The sequence below is a fragment of the Caulobacter sp. GW822-FHT07D08 genome, assembly GCF_058798735.1.
Genome location: NZ_JBXAKU010000001.1, coordinates 271,329 through 296,907, shown reverse-complemented (window position 1 = coordinate 296,907; position 25,579 = coordinate 271,329). Strand labels below are relative to the sequence as shown.

17 protein-coding genes are annotated in these 25,579 nt (G+C 66.6%); 9 read left to right on the top strand and 8 right to left on the bottom strand.

Translation table 11 applies throughout. The features are described 5' to 3' along the window. The first annotated feature begins 354 nt into the window (after nucleotides 1-354). The 3 genes from AC1RJ9_RS01325 (at nucleotide 355) to AC1RJ9_RS01315 (ending at nucleotide 5,611) form a co-directional block, all read left to right on the top strand. A complete protein-coding gene (locus AC1RJ9_RS01325; protein WP_492835428.1) occupies nucleotides 355-2,856 on the top strand; it encodes a TonB-dependent receptor in 2,502 nt (833 codons plus the stop codon). Nucleotides 2,857-3,000: 144 nt separating this feature from the next. Then, nucleotides 3,001-4,872 (top strand): glycoside hydrolase family 2 protein, encoded by a 1,872-nt coding sequence (locus AC1RJ9_RS01320; protein WP_492835430.1) that lies wholly within the window; start codon nucleotides 3,001-3,003, stop codon nucleotides 4,870-4,872. A 160-nt stretch (nucleotides 4,873-5,032) separates the two neighbouring features. Continuing rightward, nucleotides 5,033-5,611, top strand: a complete 579-nt coding sequence (locus tag AC1RJ9_RS01315) for a helix-turn-helix domain-containing protein (RefSeq protein WP_492835432.1) — start codon at nucleotides 5,033-5,035, stop codon at nucleotides 5,609-5,611. 272 nt (nucleotides 5,612-5,883) lie between these two features. Here the strand turns inward: AC1RJ9_RS01315 and AC1RJ9_RS01310 are convergent, their stop codons facing one another. Further along, nucleotides 5,884-7,491 (bottom strand): sensor histidine kinase, encoded by a 1,608-nt coding sequence (locus AC1RJ9_RS01310; RefSeq protein ID WP_492835434.1) that lies wholly within the window; start codon nucleotides 7,489-7,491, stop codon nucleotides 5,884-5,886. Between the two features lie 63 nt (nucleotides 7,492-7,554). Here AC1RJ9_RS01310 and AC1RJ9_RS01305 point away from each other — a divergent pair, with 63 nt between their 5' ends. After that, the gene (locus AC1RJ9_RS01305; RefSeq protein ID WP_492835436.1) at nucleotides 7,555-8,178 is read left to right on the top strand and encodes a response regulator transcription factor; all 624 of its coding nucleotides are present in this window, start codon (nucleotides 7,555-7,557) and stop codon (nucleotides 8,176-8,178) included. A gap of 119 nt (nucleotides 8,179-8,297) precedes the next feature. Beyond that, nucleotides 8,298-8,666: a response regulator gene (locus tag AC1RJ9_RS01300; protein ID WP_492835438.1), complete on the top strand. Its 369-nt coding sequence runs from the start codon at nucleotides 8,298-8,300 to the stop codon at nucleotides 8,664-8,666. Here the strand turns inward: AC1RJ9_RS01300 and AC1RJ9_RS01295 are convergent, their stop codons facing one another. The 6 genes from AC1RJ9_RS01295 to manD all read right to left on the bottom strand — a co-directional run bounded on the left by AC1RJ9_RS01295 (nucleotide 8,667) and on the right by manD (nucleotide 15,468). After that, nucleotides 8,667-9,554, bottom strand: a complete 888-nt coding sequence (locus AC1RJ9_RS01295) for a TauD/TfdA dioxygenase family protein (protein ID WP_492835440.1) — start codon at nucleotides 9,552-9,554, stop codon at nucleotides 8,667-8,669. A gap of 227 nt (nucleotides 9,555-9,781) precedes the next feature. After that, nucleotides 9,782-11,419 (bottom strand): glycoside hydrolase family 43 protein, encoded by a 1,638-nt coding sequence (locus tag AC1RJ9_RS01290; protein ID WP_492835442.1) that lies wholly within the window; start codon nucleotides 11,417-11,419, stop codon nucleotides 9,782-9,784. Then, nucleotides 11,416-12,645, bottom strand: coding sequence for an MFS transporter (locus tag AC1RJ9_RS01285; protein WP_492836083.1), 1,230 nt, complete (start codon nucleotides 12,643-12,645; stop codon nucleotides 11,416-11,418). Before AC1RJ9_RS01285 ends, AC1RJ9_RS01290 begins: the two co-directional genes overlap by 4 nt. Nucleotides 12,646-12,784: 139 nt before the next feature. After that, the gene (locus AC1RJ9_RS01280; protein ID WP_492835445.1) at nucleotides 12,785-13,309 is read right to left on the bottom strand and encodes a low affinity iron permease family protein; all 525 of its coding nucleotides are present in this window, start codon (nucleotides 13,307-13,309) and stop codon (nucleotides 12,785-12,787) included. A gap of 86 nt (nucleotides 13,310-13,395) precedes the next feature. Continuing rightward, nucleotides 13,396-13,647, bottom strand: coding sequence for a hypothetical protein (locus tag AC1RJ9_RS01275; RefSeq protein ID WP_492835447.1), 252 nt, complete (start codon nucleotides 13,645-13,647; stop codon nucleotides 13,396-13,398). Nucleotides 13,648-14,256: 609 nt separating this feature from the next. Beyond that, the gene (gene manD / locus AC1RJ9_RS01270; protein ID WP_492835449.1) at nucleotides 14,257-15,468 is read right to left on the bottom strand and encodes a D-mannonate dehydratase ManD; all 1,212 of its coding nucleotides are present in this window, start codon (nucleotides 15,466-15,468) and stop codon (nucleotides 14,257-14,259) included. Nucleotides 15,469-15,643: 175 nt separating this feature from the next. On the opposite strand from manD, the gene AC1RJ9_RS01265 reads away from it, so the two are divergent. After that, complete coding sequence (locus AC1RJ9_RS01265) at nucleotides 15,644-16,408, top strand: FadR/GntR family transcriptional regulator (protein WP_492835451.1); 765 nt, start codon at nucleotides 15,644-15,646, stop codon at nucleotides 16,406-16,408. A 6-nt stretch (nucleotides 16,409-16,414) separates the two neighbouring features. On the opposite strand, the gene AC1RJ9_RS01260 is transcribed toward AC1RJ9_RS01265, so the two are convergent. After that, a complete protein-coding gene (locus AC1RJ9_RS01260; protein WP_492835453.1) occupies nucleotides 16,415-17,701 on the bottom strand; it encodes an alginate lyase family protein in 1,287 nt (428 codons plus the stop codon). A gap of 252 nt (nucleotides 17,702-17,953) precedes the next feature. Between AC1RJ9_RS01260 and AC1RJ9_RS01255 the strand changes: the two genes are divergently transcribed. From AC1RJ9_RS01255 to AC1RJ9_RS01245, 3 genes are all read left to right on the top strand, one after another. Continuing rightward, complete coding sequence (locus AC1RJ9_RS01255) at nucleotides 17,954-19,129, top strand: glycoside hydrolase family 88/105 protein (RefSeq protein ID WP_492835455.1); 1,176 nt, start codon at nucleotides 17,954-17,956, stop codon at nucleotides 19,127-19,129. Nucleotides 19,130-19,578: 449 nt separating this feature from the next. Continuing rightward, nucleotides 19,579-22,425, top strand: a complete 2,847-nt coding sequence (locus tag AC1RJ9_RS01250; protein ID WP_492835457.1) for a TonB-dependent receptor — start codon at nucleotides 19,579-19,581, stop codon at nucleotides 22,423-22,425. A 218-nt stretch (nucleotides 22,426-22,643) separates the two neighbouring features. Beyond that, nucleotides 22,644-25,397: a M14 family metallopeptidase gene (locus AC1RJ9_RS01245; protein WP_492835459.1), complete on the top strand. Its 2,754-nt coding sequence runs from the start codon at nucleotides 22,644-22,646 to the stop codon at nucleotides 25,395-25,397. The last annotated feature ends 182 nt before the right edge of the window (nucleotides 25,398-25,579 follow it).

Sequence of the window (25,579 nt, the reverse complement as noted above, 5' to 3'; positions counted from 1 at the left end):
CCGTTCGGCGGGCGCGATTCTTCCGTCGCGCGATTACCGATGCCGCTGAGCATCACCCGAACGCGTTCTGCTGCAAACCGAAAATTCTAACTTGCGCTAGAATATCGAGGTCATATTAAAATCAGCGTCAGTTGCGGACGGATGCAAGCCGTTCGCGCTGGGGCGGAAACATGACGCAAAGCGTCTTCATCCTAGGCCAAGGGCTCGTGACCGCTCTCTGCGGTTCGCGCGGTCGGCCAGGATCGCCCTTCCCTCACGTCAACACGCCCGCCCTTCCCCAAAATAAACCCGCGATTGCTCGAGGCGGGATGGGAAGAGACGCGGCCGATAATAAAGAAAAACAGGGAGTTCGTTATGAGAAACGTCCATTTGCTGGGGGTCTCGGCCCTCGCGCTCGCCATCGCCGCGCCCGCCTACGCGCAAACCACCCAAGCTGACAGCAACTCGATTTCGGAAATCGTCGTCACCGCCACCAAGCGGGAACAAACCCTGCAGGACGTGCCCATCTCGGTCGCCGTCACGGGTCAGCAAACCATCGAACGCGCCCAGGTGCGTGACCTGATCGACCTGCAGTCGGTCGTTCCGTCACTGAAGGTCCAGCAATTCAACGCCGCGGGCCAGACCAACTTCGTCATCCGCGGCTTCGGCAACGGCAACGGCAACGACGGCATCGAAAGCTCGGTCGGCATCTTCATCGACGGCGTCTATCGCAGCCGCTCCGCCGCCGCCCTGGACGACCTGCCCGAGATCGAGCGCGTTGAAGTTCTGCGCGGCCCGCAATCGACGCTGTTCGGCAAGAACGTCTCGGCCGGCGCGATCAGCATCGTGACCAAGAAGCCGCAGTTCGACTTCGGCGCTAAGGTCGAGGGCACCTATGGCAACTACAACACCCGCCAGATCAAGGGCACGGTCACCGGCCCGCTCAGCGAGACCGTGGCGGTCCGCCTGTCGGGCAGCCTGAACAAGCGCGACGGCTATTTCACCAACCTGACCACCGGCAGCGACGTCAACGACCGCGACCGCTGGTCGATCCGCGGCGACCTGCTGTGGGAACCGACCGACAAGACCTCGTTCCGGGTCATCGCCGACTACAACAAGATCAACGAGACCTGCTGCGGCGTGACCTCGATCTTCAACGGCCCGGCCACCCTGGCCATCGGCGGCATCCTGAAGAAGCCGATCAGCGACACCACCAAGATCTTCGATCGCGACGTCATCTTCAACACCGACCCGGCGAACAAGCTTTCGGGCAAGGGCGTCTCGGGCCAACTCGACCATGACCTCGGCTTCGCCAAGCTGACCGCGATCACGGCCTATCGGAACCAGAAGAACGCCTCGTTCCAGGACATCGACTTCACCGGCGCGGACATCTCCAACAACCGCACGGCCAACACCATCAAGACCTTCACCCAGGAACTGCGCCTGGCGTCGAACAGCGACGGCCCGTTCAACTGGCTGATCGGCGGCTTCTACCAGAATGAGAAGCTGGATACCGGCCGCACCATCACCTACGGCAGCGACGTTCGCGCGTTCGCCGACGCTCTGGGCGGCGCCGTCCCGGCTACGCTGCTGGCCGCCCTGCCGGCCACCCTCCGCCCGGCCCTGACCGGCAAGTCGAACATCTACGCCCTGGAGTTCCTGCAGAGCCTGGCCACGCCGACCCTGGTTCGCCCCGGCTCGACCTACTTCCAGGCCGGCCAAGGCCTCGACGACTATTACAAGATGAAGCAGGAGTCGTACTCGCTGTTCAGCCAGTTCGACTACAAGGTCACCGAGAAGCTGACCCTGACCGGCGGCCTCGCCTACATGAACGACACCAAGAAGGCCCGTTCGAACGTCGTCATGAACGACCCCTTCTCGGCGCTGAACCTGGGCGCCGTGCCGCAGTTCCCCGCCCTGGGCCTGCCGGGCAACCTGTATAGCGCCCTGGGCGGTCTGCAGTTCTTCTACGGCAACGACCCGACCCACGCCCCGGTCAACTATCCGAACGCCACCGAGTCCGGCCAATTGAAGGGCGACAAGGTCACCTACGCCGTCCGCGCGGCCTATGACTTCGGCGCGATCAACGCCTATGCCAGCTATTCCACGGGCTGGAAGGCCGGCGCCTTCAACCTGTCGTCGGACAGCCGTCCGCCGAACGCCAACGGCGTGGGCCGCACCGCCCAGCCGGAAAACGTCGACGTCTACGAACTGGGCGTGAAGGCCAGCTTCCCGGGCGGCTACGCCAACATCGCGGCCTTCAAGCAGTCGATCAAAGGCTTCCAGTCGAACGCCTTCACCGGCCTCGGCTACAGCCTGGTCAACGCCGGTGAGGAGTCGGTGAAGGGCTTCGAGGTCGACAGCGCCTGGCGTCCGGTCCAATGGCTGAACCTGGCCGCTTCGGTCACCTATCTCGATCCGAAGTACGACAGCTTCTCCGGCGCGGCCTGCGTGACCTTCGACACCGTTCGCTGCCCGGTCGACCCGGCCACCGGCCGTCGTCCGAACTTCCGCAACCTGACGGGCGACACCCCTGCGGGCATCTCGAAGTGGTCGTTCTCGACCTCGGCGACGATCAACCACGACATCACCGAGAACTGGCAGGGCTATGCGCGCGTGGAATACGACCACAGCAGCAAGGTCCAGCTGACGGAAACCGTGTCGCCGACCCTGGCCAGCTACGGCACCGACGTCGTCAACGCCAGCGTCGGCGTCGTCCAAACCGCCGGCCAACTGGAAATCGGCCTGTGGGCCCGCAACCTGACCAACGACGAAAGCCTGATCTCGGCCTTCCCGACGGTGGCTCAGGACGGCAGCTACAGCGGCTATCCGAACGCGCCGCGCACCTACGGCCTGACGGTTCGCAAGAGCTTCTAAGCCGATCTGACGAGGGCGGCCCGGCCTCACGGCTGGGCCGCCCTTTTCCCATACAAAGTGGCCTGACCACTTTTCCTTGCGCCCTGGCCACGGGGCATGCTTCAACCTCTGCGACAAAGCCGAACGGCTGCTGGAGGACGCGCGATGGGAATGGGATTGAAGGCCATGATCGGCGCGGCGTGCGCCCTGGCCCTGCTGGCCCCGCTGGGCGCATCGGCCTCCTCCCCCACCCTGACCCGGGCCGACAACCGCGACGGCCAGGATCTCTCGGGGACCTGGCATTACTCGGTCGATCCCTATCGCGACGGCCTGGCCGGCTTCCACCGCGGCGCGCCCGGCGAGGGCCATCGCCGTTATGACGACGTCGATGTCGACGCCGTGACCAAGGCCAGGCCCAACGCCCTCTACGAATACGACATGGACCGCTCGCCAACGGCCACCCTGCCCCAGGGCTGGATCGGGCACGATCCGAGCCTGCGCTACTACCAGGGCCTGATGTGGTACGAGCGGCGCTTCGACGCCCCGGTCCTGAAACCCGGCCAGCGCGCCTTCCTGCGCTTCGAGGCGGTCAACTACACCGCCAAGGTGTTCCTGAACGGCAAGAGCGTCGGCGAACACGAAGGCGGCTTCACGCCGTTCTCGCTGGAGGTCACCGAGACCCTGCGCGCCAGCAACAACCAGCTGACGGTCGGCGTCGATTCCACGCCCCAGGCCGACGGCGTGCCGCCACCGGTCACCGACTGGGAGAACTACGGCGGCATCACCAGACCGATGCGCCTGGTGATCACCCCGGGCACCTTCGTCGACGAAGCCTGGGTGCGCCTGACCAGGGACGGCAGGATCGCCACCACCGTGAAGTTGGACGGCGCCCAGTCAGCCAACCAGGAGGTCCATGTCCGCATCGCCGAGTTGGGCCTGGATATTTCCGGCAAGACCGACGCCGGCGGCGTCCTCAACGCCTCGTCCGCCGCGCCCAAGAGCCTGGTCCGCTGGTCGCCCGAGAAGCCCAAGCTGTACGACGTCGTCGTCCAGGCCGGCGAGGACCGACTGACCGACCGGGTCGGCCTGCGCACCATCGAAACCAAGGGCGGCCAGATCCTGCTCAACGGCAAGCCGATCTTCCTGCGCGGTATCTCGGTCCACGAGGAGGAGTTCGGCGACAACCCCGCCCGCACCATCACCGAGGCCGGCGCCCGCGCCCTGCTGGCCGAGGTCAAGGAGGGCCTGCACGGCAACTTCGTCCGCCTGGCCCACTATCCGCACAGCGAGATCACCACTCGCGTCGCCGACGAGATGGGCCTGCTGGTGTGGAGCGAGATCCCCGTCTATTGGCTGGTCGACTTCGGCAATCCGCGCACCCTGGCGCTGGCCAGAGGGATGCTGGCCGACAACATCCGCCGCGACCGCAACCGCGCCTCGATCATCATGTGGAGCGTGGCCAACGAGACGCCGATCACCGAACCGCGCAACGCCTTCCTCTACCAGCTGGTCGACGACGTTCGAACGCTGGACGACAGCCGCCTGGTCACCGCCGCCCTGCTGACGGCGCGCAAGACCAACGACGGCCCAAATGGCAAACAAATCGAGATGGGCCTCAACGACCCGCTGGCCGACAAGCTCGATGTGCTGGCCGCCAACACCTACAATGGCTGGTACAGCGACGACACGCTCGACAGCCTGCCCGCCATGACCTGGAAGGCCACCGACAAGCCGATGGTGTTCTCCGAATTCGGCGCCGACGCGCTCTCGGGGTTCAGCGATCCCGCGCTGATGCGCAAGTTCTCCGAGGACTTCCAGAAGACGTACTACGAGAAGACCCTGGCCATGGCCGCCAAGGTCCCGACCCTGGCCGGCATGTCGCCCTGGATTCTCAAGGACTTCCGCAGCCCCAGGCGCCAGCATCCGATCTACCAGCAGGGCTGGAACCGCAAGGGCCTGGTCTCGCCGACCGGGCGGCGCAAGCCGGCGTTCTTCGTACTGCGGGACTTCTACAGGCAGAAGGAAGCAGAGAGGTAGAGCCAGACGGGCGGACGGCCATACTCAGGTATAGGTGCGACAGACCAACGCAGGTCCCGGCCAAGCCTTCGTTGAATGGTCCCCGAAGCGGGGATGAAGAACACTGATCGTCGAAACACGGAGCCCCTCTCCCCCAAGGGGCGCAACGGAGATCGACGCCATGTCCTATCAACCCGCCGCCCGCAGCTTCGACACCGCCTCAAATCCCTTCGACGGCGTCGTCGCCGGCCAGATCCTGGACGACGAGGTTCGCGCGTTCGCGCCGAACCTGAAGGACATCCTGGCCCGCGCCGAACGCTCGATCGGCGGCGATCTGGACGCAACCCGCGCCCTGCTGGCCAAGGCCAGCGCCCTGGTCGCCGAGGCGGCCGAGACGCAAGGCGGCGCCCGCGAGATCAGCCTGGGCGGTCTCGCCCCCTGGCAGGCCAAGCGGGTCAGCGCCCATATCGACGCCCACCTCGGCGACACGATCCCGGTCTCGCACCTGGCCCAGCTGGTCACGCTGAGCGCCGGTCACTTCAGCCGCGCTTTCAAGCGGACCTTCGGCGACACCCCGCACGGTCACGTCATGCGCCGGCGGGTCGAGACGGCCAAGGCCATGATGCTGAAGAGCGCCGAACCGCTCAGCCAGATCGCCTATCTGTGCGGCTTCGCCGATCAGGCCCACTTCTCGCGGACCTTCCGGAAACTGGCCGGCGCGACGCCCCTGGCCTGGCGCCGAGCCCACGCAAACGCCTGACCCCCTATGCAATCGACTGCGCGCGTTTGTCGCACACATTCGGCAAGCTAGACCGTTGCCATTCGCTCGGGACTCGACGAGAGTCTTCGGACTCGGCGCACCCCACCGCGTCCGACACCTTTTAAAGCCGGCTGGCCACGCCTCGCGCGAGACCAGCCGGCTTCATTTATGGGTCCCGCGCTAGGCCAGTTCTTGGTCCCGCGCCGGCTCGCGCCCGTGGCGATCACGCCGGGCCTTTGGGGTGGCGATCATCTAAGGCGATCTCGACGCTTCTAGGCCGTCGGCAGGACCACCTGGAACAGGGCCCCGCCGCCCGGCGCGGTCTCCATGGCGATGCCGCCGCCATGCGCCTCGACGATCGACTTGCTGATCGACAGGCCCATGCCCATCCCCGTCGCCTTGGTCGAATGGAAGGCCTTGAACAGGACTTGCGCGTCCTGCGCCGCCACGCCCGGACCCGTGTCGGCCACCTCCAGCACCACACGATCGTCCGCGCGCCGGGTGCAGAGAGTCAGATCGCGCACACCGTCGCGTCCCGCCATCGCCTGGATGCCGTTCATGGCCAGATTGATGACCACCTGCTGCAACTGCACCCGGTCGCCCCGGACCTCGCCGACGTCCGGCGACAAGGCCATGATCAGTCGGACATCATGCGCCGCCAGTTCACGCTTCAGCAGCAGGGCGGCGTCCTCGATCGCCGCGTTCAGCGCCACCGGCGCGCGCTGCGGATCCTTGTTCGAGGCCAGAGCGCGGATGCGGCTGATGATGTCCGAGGCCCGTTGGCCCTCGACGATCATCCGCCCCATCGCCGCGCGGGCCTCTTCCAGGTCGGGCTCGGCGCGGTTGATCCAGCGCAGTCCGGCCTCCCCGTTGGTGACGATGGCGGCCAGGGGCTGGTTGACCTCGTGGGCGATCGAGGCGGTCAGTTCGCCCAGGGTCGAGACGCGGGCGGCGTGGGCGAGATCCGCCTCGGCCTTGCGCAAGGCGTCCTGCGCCGCCAGCCGATCGCTGATGTCGACAATGCCGATCAGCACCGTGCCCCGCTTGACCCCGTCGCGGGGGTAGCAGGTGGTGAACAGGGCGTCGAACTCGGTCCCGTCGGCCTTGTAGAACCGCGCCTCGGCCTCGTAGCTATGCCGCCGCTCCAGCGCCGCGAAGACGCTCTCGGCGAACACGCCTTCGCTGGACCGGGGCCAGAACCGCGACACCGAACCCAGAAGCTCTTCGCGGGGCGCGCCGAACAGGGCGACGGACTTGTCGTTGACGTCGACCACATTCGAGACCTCGATCATCCGGCGGACGACCTCCGGACGGGCGGCGACGTGGGCGCGGACATCGGTCATGCCTTGCCCTTGCAGTTCGGCCAGCATCTGGCTCAGGCCGTTGAAGTCCAGCTCCCAGAACGACACGGCCATGGCCCGAAAGACGTTGCTATAGCGATATTCGCTGTATTTCAGGGCCCGCGCCGCCTCGCGGGCGGCGGTGACGTCGCGGCCGGTCTCCAGAACTTCCGCGGGCGCGCCATCCGCGTCTCGGCGCAGAGTCCAGCGACCGTCGACGACCACGGTCTCGCCGGCGGCCGTGGTCCGCGTCAGCTCGCCCTCCCAGTGACCGGTCTCGATCAGCTGGGCCTTGATCGCCGCGATCTCGGCCGGATAGCGCGTCGCCAGCAGGACGTCGGGATCACGACCCACGGCGTCCTCGCGCGCATGGCCGTACAGCGCCGACGCCCCGCGATTCCAGAAAGTGATCCGGCCCTCAAGATCGCTGACGAAGATGGCGTCGTGCGCCGCGTCCAGCATCTCGGCCAGTTCCTGGCGGCGACGCTCTACGTCTTCGGACGCAGCCAGGGCGAACATCGCGGACGAACTGTCGATCATACGGCCCCATCTCCAAACGCCTTTATTGACGAGGCGGCGCGGCTGGTCCAGCTAACGAACACGATGGCCTCCCAAACAGTCCATATCGTCGATGACGACGGCGCCCTGCGTGAAGCGCTGGGCAGCCTGTTCCGGTCCGTGGGGCTGGAGACCAAGGCGTTCGGCAACGCCCAGGAGTTCCTGCAGTCAGGCCACGCCCACGACGCCGGCTGCCTGGTTTTGGACGTGCGCCTGCCCGGCCTCTCCGGTCTGGACTTCCAGGAAAAGCTGGCCGCCGCCGACATCCGCATGCCGATCGTGCTGATGACCGGTCATGGCGACATCCCGATGAGCGTGCGCGGCATGAAGGCCGGGGCCGTCGACTTCCTGACCAAGCCCTTCCGTGATCAGGACATGCTGGACGCGGTCGCCGCGGCCCTGGAGCGCGACGCCGCGTCCCGCGCCCAGCAGGGCGGCCTCGACGACCTGCGCGCCCTCTACGAGACGCTGAGCGGGCGCGAGAAGCAGGTCATGGCCCTGGTCGCCAGCGGCTTGATGAACAAGCAGGCCGCCCACCAGTTGGGCCTCTCCGAGATCACCGTGAAGATCCATCGCGGCAACCTGATGCGCAAAATGGAGGCCCGGAGCCTGGCTGACCTGGTCCGCATGGCCGAGACGCTCAAGCTGCGGCCCGAAGACCCATCGTGACGGGCCGTCTTGAACGATCCTTACGCAAGGCCACACAAACCTCCGTATAATTTCCGCGACCGCGGTTATCGGGCACTGATCATGACGCGACCCGCCGTCGCGCGTTCGAGGAAGCCCGCTTGTCCCCCTCCCCCCTCATCTGTGTCGTCGATGACGACGACTCGGTCCGCGTCTCGCTGGAGGGGCTGCTGCGATCCCTGGGTCATCGCGTCCAGGCGTTCGACAGCGCCACGGCGTTCATGGCCTCGGCGGCGCGCGGTCAGGCCGACTGCGTGATCAGCGACCTGCAGATGCCGGGCATGACCGGCGTCGAGATGAAGGAGGCCATGATCGCCGCGGGCGAGAACACCCCGGTGATCCTGATTACCGCCTTCGCCGACGAGACCCAGAGGCTCCGCGCCGAGAAGGCGGGCGTGACCTGCTTCCTGCCCAAGCCGTTCACCGGCGAGGCGCTGATCGACTGCCTGAACCGCGCTCTGATCGGCTGACTAAAACGGCTTGTCGCCCTTGATCGTCACGCGCTCGACGATCCGCTCCTGGGGCCAGTAGTCGAGGATCGCGTAGTGCTGCGTCGCGCGGTTGTCCCAGAAGACGATGGCGTTCGGGGTCCAGCGGAAGCGGACCTGGTATTCGGGCGCCTTCACCCGGTCCAGCAGGTCGGCCAGTAGCGCCTTGGCCTCGTCCTCGGGCAGGCCCAGGATCCGGGTGGTGAAGACCTTGTTGACGAACAGGTGCTTTTCACCGGTCTCCGGATGGGTGCGGACCACCGGGTGGATCATCGGCGGATACTCCGCGCGCAGCGCCTGGCGCTTGGCCTCGTCGACGCGATAGCCGTAGCTTTGGATGATGTCGTGCTCCGCGGTCAGGGTCGCCAGTTGGTCCTTCAGAGCCTGCGGCAGGTCGGCATAGATCGCGGCGGTGTCGGCGAACAGGGTGTCGCCGCCCAGCGGCGGCATGTGGCGCATCCGCAGAACCCCGCCCATCGACGGCGCCTCGCGGAAGGTGACATCGGTGTGCCACTTGTTGGCGGCGCGGACGAGCGGGACGATCTCCTCGCGCAGCTTCATGCCGTCGGCGGCCTCGATATGCAGGATCTCGGGGAAGCCCGGCACGTGGGCGGTCACCGGATGACCTTCCAGTTCGCCGAAATAGCGACCGAAACGGACATGATCCTCGTAGGAAATGTCCTGGTCGCGGAAGAACACCACCTTGTGGCGCAACAGGGCCGCGCGGATCGCCGCGACGATCTCGGGCGTGAGCGGCTGGGTCAGGTCGAGACCGGAGATCTCGGCCCCCAGCACCGTGCCGGCGGGCGTGACCGTCAGGCCGGCATAGAGGGCGGCGTCGTGTTCGGAGATCGAGACCGGAGCGTTCATGGCGTCCTCCCTGGGCCGTCTGGTGCGGCCCCGTGGGAGCGACCTTACGAGCGAACAGGGTTCACTCAACTCACAATTTCTGATCTCCCCTACACCCGATCTCCCCGGCGAATGCCGGGGCCCAGATTCATCCGGAGAGGTTTGAGTCCTCGCGCCATGAGCCTCGCGACCTTTCGGCCGTTCGTGGGTTCGATCTGGGCCCAGGCATTCGCCGGGGAGGTCGGGATTTAGGGATTTTCGAGCACGGCCCGGTACGCCCGTTCCTCATAGTCGAACCAGTCGAAGTCGGCCGGCGCGGCCGTTCCGGCGGTGTCCTGACAGGCCATGCCGACGAAGGCGCCGGTGAAGTTGGGCGCGCCGGGGGCGGTGGCTTCATCCGACAGGATCGAGGCGTCGAACACCTCCGGCAGCCAGGTCCAGGCGCCCTCGCCCTGCCGGAAGCCGAAGCGCAGGCGCTCGAAGTCGACCTCGACTCGCAGCTCGACGGGGCCAGCGGCCAGCGGGATGGGCGCGGTGAAGCTGTCGGACTGTGGGCTGTCGGGGCTGCAGCTCATCACCCGCAGATGCTTGCCGATCGCGTCGTCGTGGCCAACGTGCAGATAGTGCAGCTTGGAGCCGTTGTAGTAGCAGATCAGCCCCGCGGCCTGCTGGAAATGCTCGGGCTCGAAGTCCAGCACCGTGGCGGCCGAGTAGCAGTGGGCCTGCTGGCGTCGGGCGACCAGGGCTTGGCGGAAGACGCTGCCCACGCTCTCGCGGCCGTAGAGGCGCAGGAAGCCGGGCCTGGCGGTCAGGCTGAAGATCTCGTCCGGATACGGTGTGCGCAGCCATTGGAAGTCGATCGGCAGGTCCGGACCGTCGAAATCCGCGCGCGCCGGCGCCGTGGGCCAGGGGTGCTCGGGCAGGTCCGGCGCGGGCGTCTCCAGCGTCGGGTCGCCGGAACCGTCCAGGGTGCGCGGCCAGCCGTCCTCGCCCCAGACCAGCTTCTGGATCGCCGTTTCGCGCCCCAGGGGGCAGCGGCCACGATTGGGGAGCGGACGACCGGCCAGATAGACCGCGTAGGTCTCGCCGTCGGCGGTCTCGACCAGGTCGCCGTGGCCGGCCCGTTGCAGCGCCACGTGCGGCCGGTCGCGGGATGTCAGGACGTAGGTCTCGGGGTGCAGTTCGTAGGGGCCGTCGAGGCCGCGCGACCTTGCCATGGTCATGGTGTGGCCCCAGCCGGTGCCGCCCTCGGCGGTGACCAGATAGTACCAGCCATCGCGCTTGTAGAGGTGCGGCGCCTCGGTCAGGCCGATCGGCGTGCCCTCGAAGATCACCTTCCGCTCGCCGACCAGCTTCCGCTCGGCGACCGAATATTCCTGCAGCACGATGCCGGCGAAGCGGCTCTTGCCCGGCCGGTGATCCCACAGCTGATTGACCAGCCACTTGCGGCCGTCGTCGTCATGGAACAGCGACGGGTCGAAGCCCGAGCTGTTCAGATAGATCGGGTCCGACCACGGGCCGTCGATCGTCTCGGCCGCGACCAGGTAGTTGTGAAAGTCTCGCAAGGACGCGCCCGAGGCCCCGCCGACCGTGGTGCGGCCATAGCGCTTCACGTCGGTGAAGATCAGCCAGAACTTGCCGTCGGCATGGGTCAGGCACGGGGCCCAGACGCCGCAGCTATCGGGGTCGCCGCGCATGTCCAGCTGGCTCGGACGGGTTAGCGGACGGCTCAGCAGCCGCCAGTTCTTCAGATCCTTCGAGTGATGGATCTGGACGCCGGGAAACCATTCGAAGGTCGAGGTCGCGATATAATAGTCCTGCCCCACCCGCACGATCGACGGGTCGGGATTGAAGCCGCGCAGGATAGGGTTCTGGATCACGCTCATGCCTTTATCGTCCTGGAAGCCCCGTCTGGCGCGGCGCGGTCCTTGACCAGCGTCCACAGCAAGACCGCCCCGGCGATGTCCAGAACGCCCAGGGCCACGAAGAACGGGTCATAGCCGATCGTCGTCACCAGCCCGCCGATCAGCAGCGAGAAGATCAGCAGGCCGAGATTGCCCATCATGCCGGCCAGGCCCGCCACCGTGGCGACCTCGTCGCGGCGGAACAGGTCCGAGGCCATGGTGATGACGGTCACCGACAGGGTCTGGTGCGCGAAGCCGCCCAGGCAGAGCAGCGCGATGGCCGCGTAGGCGCTCTCGACCTTGCCGACGAACACCATGCCCGTCATCAGGACCGCGCCCAGGGTAAAGGCGATGCGGCGAGCGTTGATCAGCGAAACACCGCGCTTCTGCAGGAAATGGGCGATCACCGGCCCGGCCAGGCAGCCCAGGTCGGCGGCCACGAACGGCATCCAGGCGAACAGGGCGATCTGCTTGAGGTCGAAGCCGCGTGTCTGCGACAGATAGAGGGGCACCCAGAACGACAGCGTCCCCCAGGTCGGGTCGGCCAGGAAGCGCGGCAAGGCGATGCCCCAGAACTGGCCCTGCTTGAGGATCGAGACGATCGACGGCTTGGCTCCAGTGGCGGTCAGGTGCGCCTCCTGGCCCGCGGCGATCAGCGCGCGCTCCTCGTCGGTCATCGACGGGTGCCGCTCGGGCGAGCGGTAGAAGAAGAGCCACAGCACCACCCAGACCAGGCCGAAGGCGCCGGTCAGCACGAAGGCCGCTCGCCAGTTCCAGGCCAGCACGGCCCACACCACCAGCGGCGGCGCCAGCACGGAACCGATCGAGGCGCCGATGTTGAACACCCCGCCGGCGAAGCCCCGCTCCTTGGCCGGGAACCAAGTCGCCACCGTCTTCATGCCGGCCGGCTGGGCCGAGCCCTCGGCCAGGCCCAGGAAGGCGCGAAGGAAGGCGAAACCCTGCCAATTGTGGACCAGCCCGTGGGCCATGGCGATCAGCGACCAGGCGGCGGCGAAGACCGCGAAGCCGGTGCGCAGACCCAGGGTGTCGAGCACATAGCCGCAGAATGGCTGCAGCATGATCCCCAGCTGGAAGGCGCCGGTGATCCAGGAATACTCCTTCACGGAGATATCCAGGTCCTTCATCACCGTCGGGGCGGCGATGCCCATGGTCGAGCGGGTCAGGTAGTTGACGATCGCGCCCAGCATGACCAGGCCGATGATCCACCAGCGCAGGGCTTTCAATTTCGGCAAGGCGGCTCTCCCCGTCGGGCGCGCTCAAGCCGGCCCATTGGATGGTACCGCTATCGCCGATAAGATCTGACGTCCACCCTGTCGTGGTCTGATATCATCCGGCCTTCTTGGACGGCGGATGACCGGCCGTCAGGGCCTTGGCGCGGCTGGCGGCGCGGGTCGAGACGGACGACGCCGTCTTGGCGGATTTGGCGGAAGCCTTGCCCTTGGCTCCGGCCTTGAGACGGGCGTCCTTCTCGGCGGCCACCTTCTGGAAGGCTTGCATATGCCTGTCCGCCCGCTGCTTGCAGTGGGCGTGCATGACCTCGAGTTCCTTGTCGGTCAGCTTCTCGATGCCGATGAATTCGTCCTCGGCCTCGGTGGTGGCGCGGATCAGCTCGTCCAGCTTGGTCTGCAAGGCCAAGCCGTCGCGGTTCTGGGTGTTCTGGATCAGGAACACCATCAGGAAGGTGATGATCGTCGTGCCGGTGTTGATCACCAGCTGCCAGGTCTCGGAGAACTTGAAGATCGGCCCCGTCACCGCCCATAGCACCACAAGGCCAACGCAGATCAGGAACGCGGGCGGACTGCCCGTGGCGCGGGCCGTGACGTTGGCGAATTTGGCGAACAGCTTGTCCACGAGCGACCTCCGGAGCCTTTCCGCGGAAAGGCGCCATCTTCTTGGGGTTCGAGCGCGCTACGCGCTCGGGATCGCCCCGGTAACGCCTAGACGGGCGCTGAAGCTCCGCGCTGTGGCCTCGGTTGGTGCGGAACCCGGGCGCCCTGGCGCTCGACCTCGCCGACGAAGCGGTCCTTGCCGTCGGCGGCAGGCTCCCAGACGAAGACGCCGACGCAGTCGTGCGCCGCCGCGACCTCGACCGCCAGTTCCAGGGCGTCGACATCATCCTCGGCGGCGTTGGCGATGAACGTCAGCGACACGCCGTCGGCCCGTCGCGGGTAGAAAAGGTAGGTGGGCATGATGTGAACTCCTGCCTTTCGAGCGGGAGTGAAGCCGGGGCTTCGTCTCTCAGTCATCGGCGCTCGAGAAGGCCGTGCCGATGATAGCCAGAGCTTAACACCCCGATTTGGGGATATCGAGCAAATACAGCCAAGTCGAAAAATAAATGTTAGTCGTAAACCCGACATTCACGCGCGCGTGATTGCTATAAACCACCGAAATACATGATGAATAGGAAGTACTCTCGATCCGTGGTCAACGGCATGATTGACCTTTGATCTGCGATCGAGGCTCGAGAAACAATGCTCCGGATTCCCACCAGCGAAAGCCCGGGGGAGATCAACTTATCTGTAGCGGATCGTCCAGCTGACCTTGATCGGCCCATTCAAACCGGCGGCGCCGGCGCAGCTGGTCAAGGCCGTCATCGCGCCGGTCGGGCCGCGATAGGCCTTCTCGTCGACCAGGGCGCGGGTCGAGCAGGCAAGGCCCTCGACCTTGAAGCCCAGCTCAGCGTCTTACCCAGCAGGGCCTCGCTGGCCGAGGCGTCCTCCCAGCCCAGGCGATAGCGCAGCCGCGGCGCCCCCGAAGGCCGCCGCCGTCAGCAGGAGCAGCTCACGCACGCAGTGGCCTTACCAGTTGAACATGGTCCCGTCCTGAAGACGGTTCACCGGCAGGTAGGCGCGCTTGTATTCGTACTTGCCGGCCAGTTCCTCGTCGATGTCGACGCCCAGGCCCGGCTTGTCGCCCGGGTGAAGCATGCCGTCGTCGAAGGTGTAGGCGTGCGGGAACACCGCGTCCGTCTCCGGCGTGTGGCGCATGTATTCCTGCAGGCCGAAGTTCGGGATCGACATGTCGAAATGCAGGGCCGCGGCCATGGTGATCGGCGACAGATCGGTAGCGCCGTGGCAGCCGGTCCTGACATGGTGCAGGTCGGCGAAGGCGGCGATCTTCTTGAGGTTGCTGATCCCGCCCGCGTGCAGCACGGTGGCCCGCAGATAGTCGATCAACTGCTCCTCGATCAGCTGCTTGCAGTCCCAGACGTGGGCGAAGATCTCGCCGACGGCCAGCGGCGTGGTGGTGTGCTGACGGATCAGGCGGAAGCCGGCCTGGTTCTCGGCCGGGACCGAGTCCTCCAGCCAGAACAGGCGGTAGGGCTCCAGGTCCTTGCCCAGGCGGGCGGCCTCGATCGGGGTCAGGCGATGGTGGACGTCGTGCAGCAGGTGCACGTCCCAGCCCAGGACTTCCCGCGCCTTCTCGAACAGTTTCGGCACGTGGTTCAGGTACTTGGCGGTCGACCACAGGTTCTCGGTCGGAAGGTTTCCGTCGGCCGGCTCGTAGAACATCTTGTCGCCGGAGACGCCGTAGGTGCTGGGCAGGCCCGGCACGCCGGTCTGCAGGCGAATGGCCTTGTAGCCCATGGCCTTGTACTTCACCGCCTCGGCGATGGTGTCGTCGATGGTCTCGCCGTTGGCGTGACCGTAGACGGTGACGCCCGTTCGGCAGGCGCCGCCCAGCAGTTGATAGACCGGCAGGCCCGCGACCTTGCCCTTGATGTCCCACAGCGCCATGTCGACGGCCGCCAGGGCGGTCATGGCCACCGGACCGCCGCGCCAGTACGAGCCGCGATAGAAGAACTGCCAGATGTCCTCGATCTGATGGGCGTCACGGCCGATCAGGCTGGGGACCATGTGATCCCGCAGGAAGCTGACCACCGACAGTTCGCGCCCGTTCAGGGTGGCGTCGCCGACCCCGGTGACTCCGTCCTCGGTCGTGATCTTCAGCGTCACGAAGTTGCGGCCGGGACAGGTGACGATGACCTTGGCGTCGATGATCTTCAGCATGGACCTGGAGTAGCTAAGCGAGACCGTAAAGTGGCCTGACCACTTCTAGCGACTTATCCGACAAGAAGCTAGTGGCGTTGCCACTCCATCGGCCTCAAGCCCCGTAGCGCGAACATCGGCCATACAATAGTCTAGGCTCGCGCCGACGCAGCGTCGGCTCGATCAGCGAAAACACATGACCACTTCGACGGCCGAAACCCGCAAGCTCTACCAACAGGTGGCGAATTCGATCGCGGATTCGATTCGCGACGGCACGCACCGCCCTGGCCAGCGCCTGCCGTCCGAGCGGGATCTGGCGGAAGACTACAAGGTCAGCCGCCCGACCGTGCGCGAGGCGATGATCGCCCTGGAAATCCGCGGTCTGGTCGAGGCCCGTCACGGCTCGGGCGTCTATGTCACCGAAGCCCCGCGCGCCGAGGTCACCGCCCCCGAACTGGACATCGGCGCTTTCGAGCTGACCGAGGCCCGCCGTCTGATCGAGGGCGAGGTCGCGGCCCTGGCCGCCGCCACCATCACCGACGAGGAACTGGCCGATCTGGCGACGATCATGGACGACATGGTCGTGGAGAATGACAGCCACCCGCGCGGCGGCGAGCGCGCCGACCGCCGTTTCCACGTCACCATCGCCCAGGCCAGCCGCAACAGCGCCTTCGTCACCGTCGTCGAGAACCTCTGGGACCTGCGCTACAAGTCGCCCCTGTGCCGCGCCATGCTGGAGCGCGCCCGCCAGGTCGGCGTTCGCCCGTTGATCGACGACCACCAGGAGATCCTGCGGGCCCTGAAGCAACGTGACCCTACCGCCGCCCGCAACGCCATGCGCGAGCACCTGGGCCGGGTGATCGACAACCTGCTGACCGCGACCGAGATCGACGCGCTGGAACGGGCGCGGAACGAGGTCGCCGCCCGGCGGATCGAGCTGGCGCGCCGGTCGGCGATCTAAAGCGACCTACTTTCGATACGCCCCGATTGTCAGCCGGCTTTGCGCCGCCGGGTCCTTCTTGGCGATGAAGTCGGCCTTGGCCGCGAAGCTCGCGTCGCCGTAGGCCGCCGCCGCCAGATCGTACAGCGGCAGCGCCTCTTCGGTCGCCTCGCGCGGCTTCAGTTCCTTGTACGGAAACGCCGCCTCCTCGCCGACATAGGGCGCCAGATAGTCGAGGGCGGCGCGGATGCCCTGCCCCTTCGGCCCCTTGTAGCCCCACAGATCGACGCCGACGCAGGGGCCCAGTTCGGCCATGCCGACCAAGGGTTCAAGCGCGAAGTAGCTGTAGTGCAGGCCTCGGGTGCGGGCGAGCTCCTTGGGCATCTTGCCGTCGGGGTCGATCTGCGGATCGATGCGGGTCTTGCCCGCCCCAGCGATCGTCGCCTTGGCCAGGTCCGGCCGGCGGGCGAACAGCGAGAAGGTCGCCAGCTGGTAGTCGTACCAGATGCCGTGGTTGTTCTGGGCCGCCTGCTCCTCCTTGGCCGTCGCGCCGTTCTGGAGCCACTGGACATAGGCCTCGAACCAGTGCTCGAGCGCCTTCTGCTCGGCCGGCCTGATCGCGCCCGACGGAGCCAGGAGGCCGATCGACTCGACCACGCGCAGCAGGCGGAAGGTGTCGAGCACGCCCTCGGCGCGGCCCAGGGTGCGGCCGGGCACGCCCTGGGCGTAGCTCATGGACGGGTTCATGCGCGTGGCCGGATCCAGAAACCACGCGCGCAGCAGCTGGGCGGCCTTGGTCGCGTACCTGGCGTCGTCGGTGAGATAGTAGGCCAGGGACAGGGCCTCGACGGCGCTGGCCATGCTGTCCATGCGCACGGCGTCGAAGGCGTTGGTGTTCCTTTCCGGATTCACCTCGCCGTCCTTGCGGATATAGGGCTCGCCGGTCGGCTGGGCCGGATCCGGCCACCAGTACGGGCCCATCGAGATGTAGTCGTGCTTGTCGCCGCTGGGCGGGACGCGGGTCTTCTCGGTGACGGCGTAGGATGGACCGTCCAGCGCCTTGTCGGCGCGGGCCAGCAGGGCCTTGTAGGCCGGCGCCACGGACGGGGCGGCGAGATGGGTCTTGGCGGCCTTCAGCCATTGCGGCTTCCAGCGGAAGGTGCGGCGACCGTCGAAGTCGGCGGCGTAGCCGTCCTCGGCCTTGCAGACCGGACCCGTTTTACTTTGAGGGGCGGCCAGGGCCGGCGCGGCGGTCGAGAGCGCGCCGACGGCGACGGCGCAAAGGGCCAGGGTTCGGATCGTCGAGCGGATCATCGGGTGTTCCCTCCTCCTCGTGTCGCCCGCCGCGTCGAGGCCGCGAGCCCGCGCTGGCGCCATCCAGGAAACCGGCGCCAAACCGGCTACACCGAAATTGGGCTACCAGACAAGTTAACTGGCATGACCAAAATTCCATTTCGCGGGCGCGATTTGCCCAAGAGCGATCGGTTCAGGTAAGACAACTTTCAGCGGAGCCGCCAGGCGACGCGACGCGACGTCCGGCAGAGGCGCGCCCCACGGGAGGTTTCGATGCGCGTGCGGTTCGCGACGGCTGTGATCTGCCTGGCCTTGAGCGCCGTTACCGCCCCCTTCTCCGCCGCCGCGCGGACATCCCAACCCGCCATCCCGGCCAAGGCTTCCGCCGATCTCTCCGCCGCCGCCCTGACCCTGGGCCGCGCCGTCGCCGACTGGCAGCTGCGCCACATGGACGGCCGGTTCGATTATGTGAAGACCCAGCACGCCAAGACCCAGAACCCGCGCGGCTGGATCCAGGGCGCCTTCTATGCCGGCCTGACCGCCTTCGCCGAGCGGACAGGCGACCAGGGCTACGCCCAGGCCCTACGGACGCACGGCGCCCGGGAAGGCTGGGGTCTGGGCCAGCGTCCGCTGCACGCCGACGACCACGTCATCGCCCAGTCCTGGATCTGGGTTTACGGCCGCGACCACGAGCCCGCTCAGATCGCGCCGGTGAGAGCCCGCTTCGACGCCATCCTGGCCGATCCGCCCAAGGCGGACCTGACCTTCATCGACGGCACGGAGGATCAGCCCTGCCAGGCTCGCTGGTGCTGGAGCGACGCCCTGTTCATGGCCCCGCCGACCTGGACCGCCCTGTCGGCCGCCACCCAGGACCCGCGCTACGCCGCCCATGGCGACCGGGAGTTCTGGGCCGCCACCGACTGGCTGCTGGACAAGCAGGAAGGCCTCTATTTCCGCGACAGCCGCTACTTCGACCGCAAGGATGACCAGGGCCGCAAGATCTTCTGGGCCCGCGGCAACGGCTGGGCCTATGCGGGCGTCGTCAACATCCTGAAGACCTTGCCGGCCAGCCACCCGTCGCGCCCGCGCTACGTGGCGCTGTTCAAGCGGATGTCCGCCAGGCTGGCGACCCTGCAGAAGCCCGACGGCTACTGGCCGGTGTCGCTGCTGGCGCCGGAGCAGGGCCCGCCGGAAAGCAGCGGGACCGGCTTCTTCGTCTATGGCCTGGCCTGGGGCGTGAACAACGGACTGCTGAAAGACCCGAAATACGAAGCCGCCGCGCGCCGGGGGTGGAGCGCCCTGGCCCAGGCCGTGCAGCCGGACGGCAAGCTGGGCTGGGTGCAGCAGGTCGGCTATGCGCCCGACCACGTCGAGGCGGGCGACACCCAGCTCTACGGCGCGGGGGCGTTCCTGCTGGCGGCTTCGGAAGTCTCGCGCGGTCGCCTCTAGCGCCCACTCCACCCTTTCGAATTCAGCCCTATCCCGGCGATCTCGCGGGCATGCGCCCGCGCGCAGCCCCACGCGACAACGCGCGGTTCTGAATATCGATATTCAACGAACACCTCGATTATTACCTACACTAAAAACGCTACATAGAGTTCAACGTTCTGCGAACGGTGTGATTTCCACATTGTTCCCCGAGTGGATATATAAATTTCCGTAATGTTTCGCCGACGATATGGCCTTGTCTCATTCCCGCCCCAATTGGCCAAAGTCGTGGCCTTAAAGATACAGCTTCACGACAATTCGATTACACGAATTGCCTCACGATTGACCACTTGCTTCGGAAGCGCCTAAGGCGCCGACAACCGCCGGATCGCGGCGGGAAACACATCTTGCATCGGGCTGTAAGGACGGCGGCGCTCGCGCCGACGAGGGCGGCCCGGAAGGATAAAGACATGAACTATCAGTTTACCCGGGGTCGTTTGCTCGCGACCTCGATGATCGTGGGCGTGGCCACGCTGGCCGGCTTCGCCGCGAACGCTCAAACCGCCGCCCCGGCCGCTCAGCCGGCCGCCCAGGACAACGAGGTCGAGGCCGTCGTCGTCACGGGTTCGCTGTTGCGCCGCACCGACACCGCCACCCCCTCGCCCGTCACGGTCCAGACGACCGAACAGCTGAAGGCCCAGGGCATCACGACGGTGTCGGACGCCATCCGCAGCCTGTCGGCCGACAACTCGGGCTCGATCCCCGCCGCCTTCGGCAACGGCTTCGCCGCCGGCTCGACCGGCGTGTCCCTGCGCGGCCTGTCGGTCAACTCGACCCTGGTCATGATCGACGGCCTGCGTAACGCCAACTACCCGCTGGCCGATGACGGCCAGAAGGCGTTCGTCGACCTGAACTCGATCCCGTTCAACGCGGTCGAGCGCATCGAGACCCTGAAGGACGGCGCCTCGTCGCTGTACGGCGCCGACGCCATCGGCGGCGTCGTCAACATCATCATGAAGTCGAACTACCAGGGCATGAGCGCCGACGCCTCGTACGGCACGTCTGAACACGGTGGCGGCGACCAGTACCGCTTCAACGGCGACGTCGGCTACGGCGACCTGGATACCGACAAGTACAACGTCTATTTCGACGTCGAGTACCAGCTGGACAAGCGCATCCGCGGCAACCAGCGCGGCTTCCCGTACAACACCGCCGACCTCAGCTCGATCCCGGGCGGCTCGAACGACAACCCCCAGACCGGTGGCAGCACCTTCTACGGCAACGTCAAGCGCGCCACCCTGGGCACGCCGGGCAACCTGGCCACCGGCGTGGCCATCGCCAGCCCGACCAACGTCTGGCAGCCGCTGCGCACCTGCGCCGCCGACGCTCCGCTGACCTCGCAGTACGATGATGACGGCGTCCTGATGGGCACGTACTGCGCCCAGAACGTCGCCAACTTCGGCGACATTCAGCCCAAGCAGTCGCGCGTTGGCACCTATGGTCGCTTCACGATCAAGCCGAACGATAACTTCGAGGCCTACATCTCGGGCAGCTTCATCCAGTCGAAGACCTCGGTGAACGGCACCCCGGTCAGCGTCTCGTCGAGCACGCCGAACAACCTGACCAACCTGGTCCTGCCGGTCTACATCTGCTCGGCCGGCGTCTCGTGCGCCACCGCCGTCGACCGCCAGCTGAACCCGAACAACCCGTTCGCCTCGACCGGCGACTACGCGCTGATCAAGTACCGCTTCAGCGACCTGCCGGCCACGGCCCGCTACACCAACCGGATGTTCCGTCTGGTCGGCGGCGTGAAGGGCAACGCCCGGGATTGGGACTACCAGGCCAATGTCGTCATCGCGCACGACACCCTGGAAAGCGCCCAGACCGGCTTCCTCAGCTACAAGCAGCTGATGAGCGACATCAACACGGGCGCCTACAACTTCGTCGATCCGTCGAAGAACAGCCAGGCCGTCCGGAACGCCCTGTCGCCGGTCCTGGCCAAGACCTCGACCACCGACATGGACTCGGTGAACTTCCAGGCCTCGCACGCCCTGTTCAGCCTGCCGGGCGGCGACGCCCAGCTGGGTATCGGCGGCGAGTTCCGCTACGAGGCCACCAACGACCCGGCCCTCAACCCGGTCAACGACGCGCAAGGTCTGGGCAACGCCCGCACCGAGGGCAACCGCACCGTCGCCTCGGCCTTCGCCGAAGTCGGCCTGCCGGTCACCACCCAGATCGAAGTCAACCTGTCGGGCCGCTACGACCACTACTCGGACTTCGGCGGCAACTTCTCGCCGAAGATCGGCGTCAAGTTCACGCCCATCAAGACGGTCGCCCTGCGCGGCACGATCTCGAAGGGCTTCCGCGCGCCGTCATTCTCGGAAGCCGGCAACTCGGCCAGCCAGGGCTTCACGACGTTCTCGTTCAAGGGCGACACCTACGCCGCGTTCCGCGACGCCCACGGCAACAACGAGTACACCAAGGCCTATTCGCTCTCGTCGATCACCACGGCCAATCCGGACCTGAAGCCGGAGAAGTCGACCAGCTACACCTTCGGCGCCGTGTGGGCCCCCACGCGCAGCTTCAGCGTCTCGCTGGACTACTATCACATCAAGAAGAACGACGTGATCGCGCAAGCCAGCGCGGGCACGGCCCTGGCCGCCTACTATTCGGGCCAGGCCATTCCGGGCGGCTACACCGTGGTCGCCGACGCGATCGACCCCGAACACCCGACGGCCCTGCCGCGCGTGCTGTCGGTCGCCTCGCCCTACATCAACGCCGACTCGCTGGTGACCAGCGGTCTGGACCTCAACGTCCAGGCCACGTTCTACCTGCCAGCCGACGTGAAGTGGACGAGCAACCTCGATGCCACGACCATCTTCGACTACAAGTACACCCAAGGCGGCACGACCTATAACTACGTGGGCAAGGAAGCCCCGTACGTGCTGTCGTCGGGCGCGGGTACGCCGAAGAACCGCCTGTCGTGGATGAACACCTTCGAGCGCGGCCCCATCCACGTGACGGGCACCATGAGCTACGTCTCGGGCATGCGTGAAGAGGACGACAGCTACACCGAGGGCTGCCTCTACGGCGACTCCAGCTTCAACTGCCGCGTGAAGTCGTTCACGACCGTCGACCTGACGGGCGCCTACGACGTCACCGAAAAGGCGACGGTCTATGCCGACGTCATGAACCTGTTCGACACCGGCCCGATGTTCAACCCGGCCAACTACGCCGGCGTGAACTGGAACCCGACCTACTCGCAGTCGGGCATCGTGGGCCGTTACTTCCGCGTCGGCATGCGCCTGAAGTACTAGTCGTTAGCTGATCTCGCGTACGGACCGCGTGAGTATGGTCCGATGAGATGGAGGGGGTCGTCCGCGAGGGCGGCCCCTTTCCTTTTGCCTTGTCCTTGTGCGGGTGAAAAAATGGGCTGGGCCCGCCGTTGCCGCGGGTGCGGAAACGCTCTCCACTTACGTCAGTCTAAAGAAGGGCCGACGCACCGTTGCGTTCGCCATGGGCAACGGGGTTGGAAATGACGCGAAGCAGAGCAATGGCCGGGGCGGCCCTCGGCATGGTGCTGGCTTTCACGGGGATCAGCGGCGCGATCGCCGCCGACATCACCCCGCCGGACAAGGCCTTCGCTCAGCCGGTCGGCAGCGACTACTTCCTGGCCGACTACACGGCCTACGAGGCCTATCTGAAGACCCTGGCCGGCCAGTCGGACCGGATGAAGCTGGTCGACATCGGCAAGACCGAGGAAGGTCGCACCATGTGGGTGGCGATCGTCTCCTCGCCAGCCAACCTGGCCAAGCTGGACCGCTACAAGGAGATCGCCCACAAGCTGGCGAAGGCCGAGGGCGTCAACGAAGACGAGGCCCGCAAGCTGGCCGCCGAGGGCAAGGCGATCGTGTGGATCGACGCCGGCCTGCACGCCAGCGAGACGATCACCTCGCAGGGCCAGATCCAGGTGCTGTACCGGATGCTGACCCAGACCGATCCCGAGACGCTGCGCCTGCTGGACGACACCGTCATCCTGTTCGGCCAGGACAATCCGGACGGGATGGAAATGGTCTCGGACTGGTACATGCGCAACCAGGATCCGAAGAAGCGCGAGTTCGGCTCGCTGCCGCGCCTCTATCAGAAGTACGTCGGCCACGATAACAACCGCGACAGCTTCATGTCGGCCATGGCCGAGACGACCAACGTCAACAAGCAGCTGTTCCGCGAGTGGTATCCGCAGATCATCTACAACCAGCACCAGACCGGCCCGAACGGCATGGTGGTGTTCGTCCCGCCGTTCCGCGACCCGTTCAACTTCAACTACGACCCGCTGGTCATGACCGAGCTGCAGGAAGTCGGCATGGCCATGCACAGCCGCCTGGTGGCCGAGGACAAGCCGGGTTCGGGCGCCCGCAGCGCCGCGCCCTACTCCACCTGGCACAACGGCATGGAGCGGTCGGTCGCCTACTTCCACAATTCGATCGGCCTTCTGACCGAGATCATCGGCGGCCCGACCCCGACGACGGTCAATCTGGTGCCGGAACTGCAACTGCCGGGCAACGACCGCCCCGCGCCGATCGCGCCGCGCGAATGGCGTCTGCAGGACTCGCTGGACTATCAGTGGACCATGAACAGGGCGGTGATCGACTACGCCGCCCGCAACAAGGAACGCCTGCTCTTCAACATCTGGAAGATGGGCGACAACAGCATCAAGCGCGGCGGCAAGGACAGCTGGACGATCACCCCGACCCGGGTGGAGGCGCTGCAAGCGGCTGGCAAGGACAAGCCGGGCCCGTACGGCCAGGCGGTCGACCCCAAGCTCTACAAGTCGGTCCTCCAGACCCCGGAAGAGCGTGACGCCCGCGGCTATGTCATTCCGGCCGACCAGGCCGACATGCCCACGGTGGTCGCGTTCCTGAACGCCCTGATCAAGACCGGCGTCGACGTGGACAAGGCGACCAAGCCCTTCACGATCGGGGCCAAGACCTATCCGGCCGGCTCCTACGTCGTGCGCGCGGCCCAGGCCTATCGCCCGCACATCATGGACATGTTCGAGCCGCAGGATCACCCGCACGACCTGGAATATCCGGGCGGCCCGCCCAAGGCCCCGTACGACGTCACCGGCTACACCCTGGCCTACCAGATGGGCATCAAGTTCGACCGCATCCTGGAGGGCTTCGAGGCCCCGACGGCGCGCGTGCCGGACCTGATTTCGGTGACGCCGGGCGCGGTGAAGGGTTCGGGCGGCGCGGGCTGGCTGGTCAGCCACGAGACCAACGCCAGCTTCACCCTGACCAACCGTCTGCTCAAGGCCGGCGCCAAGGTCTATTGGGTCAAGGACGGCGCCAAGGCCGGCAAGACCGCCTTCGGTCCCGGCGCGATCTTCGTCCCCGCCTCGCCCGCCGCCAAGGCGGTGATCGACAAGGGCGTCAAGGACCTGGGCATCGACGCCTACGCCATCGGCGGCAAGCCGTCGGGCGCGACCATCGCCCTGAAGCCGATCCGCGTCGGCCTGGTCGACGTCTATGGCGGCTCGATGCCCTCGGGCTGGAACCGCTGGATGTTCGAGAAGTTCGAGGCGCCCTTCCAGGTCGTCTATCCGCAACGCCTGGACGCCGGCGACATCGCCAAGGACTACGACGTGCTGGTCTTCCCGGACGGCGTGGTCCCCGCGCCGGCCGACGGCCCCTTCAAGACCGGCCGCGGTGGCCAGCAGCCCAAGCCCGAGGACATCCCCGCCGAGTACCGCCCGTGGCTGGGCCGGGTGAGCGACGACAAGACGCTGCCCCAGATCGCCGCCTTCGTGAAGGGCGGCGGCTCGGTCGTCGCCATCGGCGCCTCGACGCGCCTGGCCACGGCCCTGGGCGCGCCGGTCGAGGTCGCCACCGCCAAGATGGAGAACGGACAGCTGAAGGCCTTCACCAACCGCGAACTCTACATTCCGGGCTCGGTGCTGCGCGCCAAGGTCGATCCCAAGCAGCCCCTGGCCTATGGGGCTTCGGACCAGGTCGACGTGTTCTTCGACCGCAGCCCGGCCTTCACCGTGAAGGCCGACGCCAAGGGCGTGTCGCGCGTGGCCTGGTTCGACGCCGACAAGCCGCTGCGCAGCGGCTGGGCCGTGGGTCAGGAAAAGCTGAAGGGCTCGACCGCCATGCTCGACATCGATGTCGGCAAGGGCAAGGTCTTCGCCTTTGGCCCCGAGATCACCCAGCGGGCGCAGTCGTACGGAACGTTCAAGTTCCTGTTCAACGGCCTGCTGTACGGGCCGGCGGTCAGCGGGAAGTAGATCGGAGCACGGCTTCTGGCGTTTGAAGCTGGAGCCGAGAAACAAAATCGGCGCCGGAGGGGAATCCGGCGCCGATCTCGCTCGGGACTACAGGGGGAGTCGCCCCGAGAGCAGCAACTGTCCGACGCGAACTGGCGACCGCGTCGGACCGTGAGAACCGGACGAGAAACCGGACCGCAGCC

Bases quoted from the DNA above. Each gene is read 5' to 3' on its own strand.
- AC1RJ9_RS01285 (WP_492836083.1), bottom strand. From the start codon at position 12,645: ATGCTGGGCGCGATCGTCAACTACCTGACCCGCTCGACCATGGGCATC.
- AC1RJ9_RS01320 (WP_492835430.1), top strand. From the start codon at position 3,001: ATGGGAATGGGATTGAAGGCCATGATCGGCGCGGCGTGCGCCCTGGCC.
- AC1RJ9_RS01265 (WP_492835451.1), top strand. From the start codon at position 15,644: ATGACCACTTCGACGGCCGAAACCCGCAAGCTCTACCAACAGGTGGCG.
- manD (WP_492835449.1), bottom strand. From the start codon at position 15,468: ATGCTGAAGATCATCGACGCCAAGGTCATCGTCACCTGTCCCGGCCGC.
- AC1RJ9_RS01245 (WP_492835459.1), top strand. From the start codon at position 22,644: ATGACGCGAAGCAGAGCAATGGCCGGGGCGGCCCTCGGCATGGTGCTG.
- AC1RJ9_RS01305 (WP_492835436.1), top strand. From the start codon at position 7,555: ATGGCCTCCCAAACAGTCCATATCGTCGATGACGACGGCGCCCTGCGT.
- AC1RJ9_RS01325 (WP_492835428.1), top strand. From the start codon at position 355: ATGAGAAACGTCCATTTGCTGGGGGTCTCGGCCCTCGCGCTCGCCATC.
- AC1RJ9_RS01315 (WP_492835432.1), top strand. From the start codon at position 5,033: ATGTCCTATCAACCCGCCGCCCGCAGCTTCGACACCGCCTCAAATCCC.
- AC1RJ9_RS01275 (WP_492835447.1), bottom strand. From the start codon at position 13,647: ATGCCCACCTACCTTTTCTACCCGCGACGGGCCGACGGCGTGTCGCTG.
- AC1RJ9_RS01310 (WP_492835434.1), bottom strand. From the start codon at position 7,491: ATGATCGACAGTTCGTCCGCGATGTTCGCCCTGGCTGCGTCCGAAGAC.
- AC1RJ9_RS01290 (WP_492835442.1), bottom strand. From the start codon at position 11,419: ATGAGCGTGATCCAGAACCCTATCCTGCGCGGCTTCAATCCCGACCCG.
- AC1RJ9_RS01260 (WP_492835453.1), bottom strand. From the start codon at position 17,701: ATGATCCGCTCGACGATCCGAACCCTGGCCCTTTGCGCCGTCGCCGTC.
- AC1RJ9_RS01255 (WP_492835455.1), top strand. From the start codon at position 17,954: ATGCGCGTGCGGTTCGCGACGGCTGTGATCTGCCTGGCCTTGAGCGCC.
- AC1RJ9_RS01295 (WP_492835440.1), bottom strand. From the start codon at position 9,554: ATGAACGCTCCGGTCTCGATCTCCGAACACGACGCCGCCCTCTATGCC.
- AC1RJ9_RS01250 (WP_492835457.1), top strand. From the start codon at position 19,579: ATGAACTATCAGTTTACCCGGGGTCGTTTGCTCGCGACCTCGATGATC.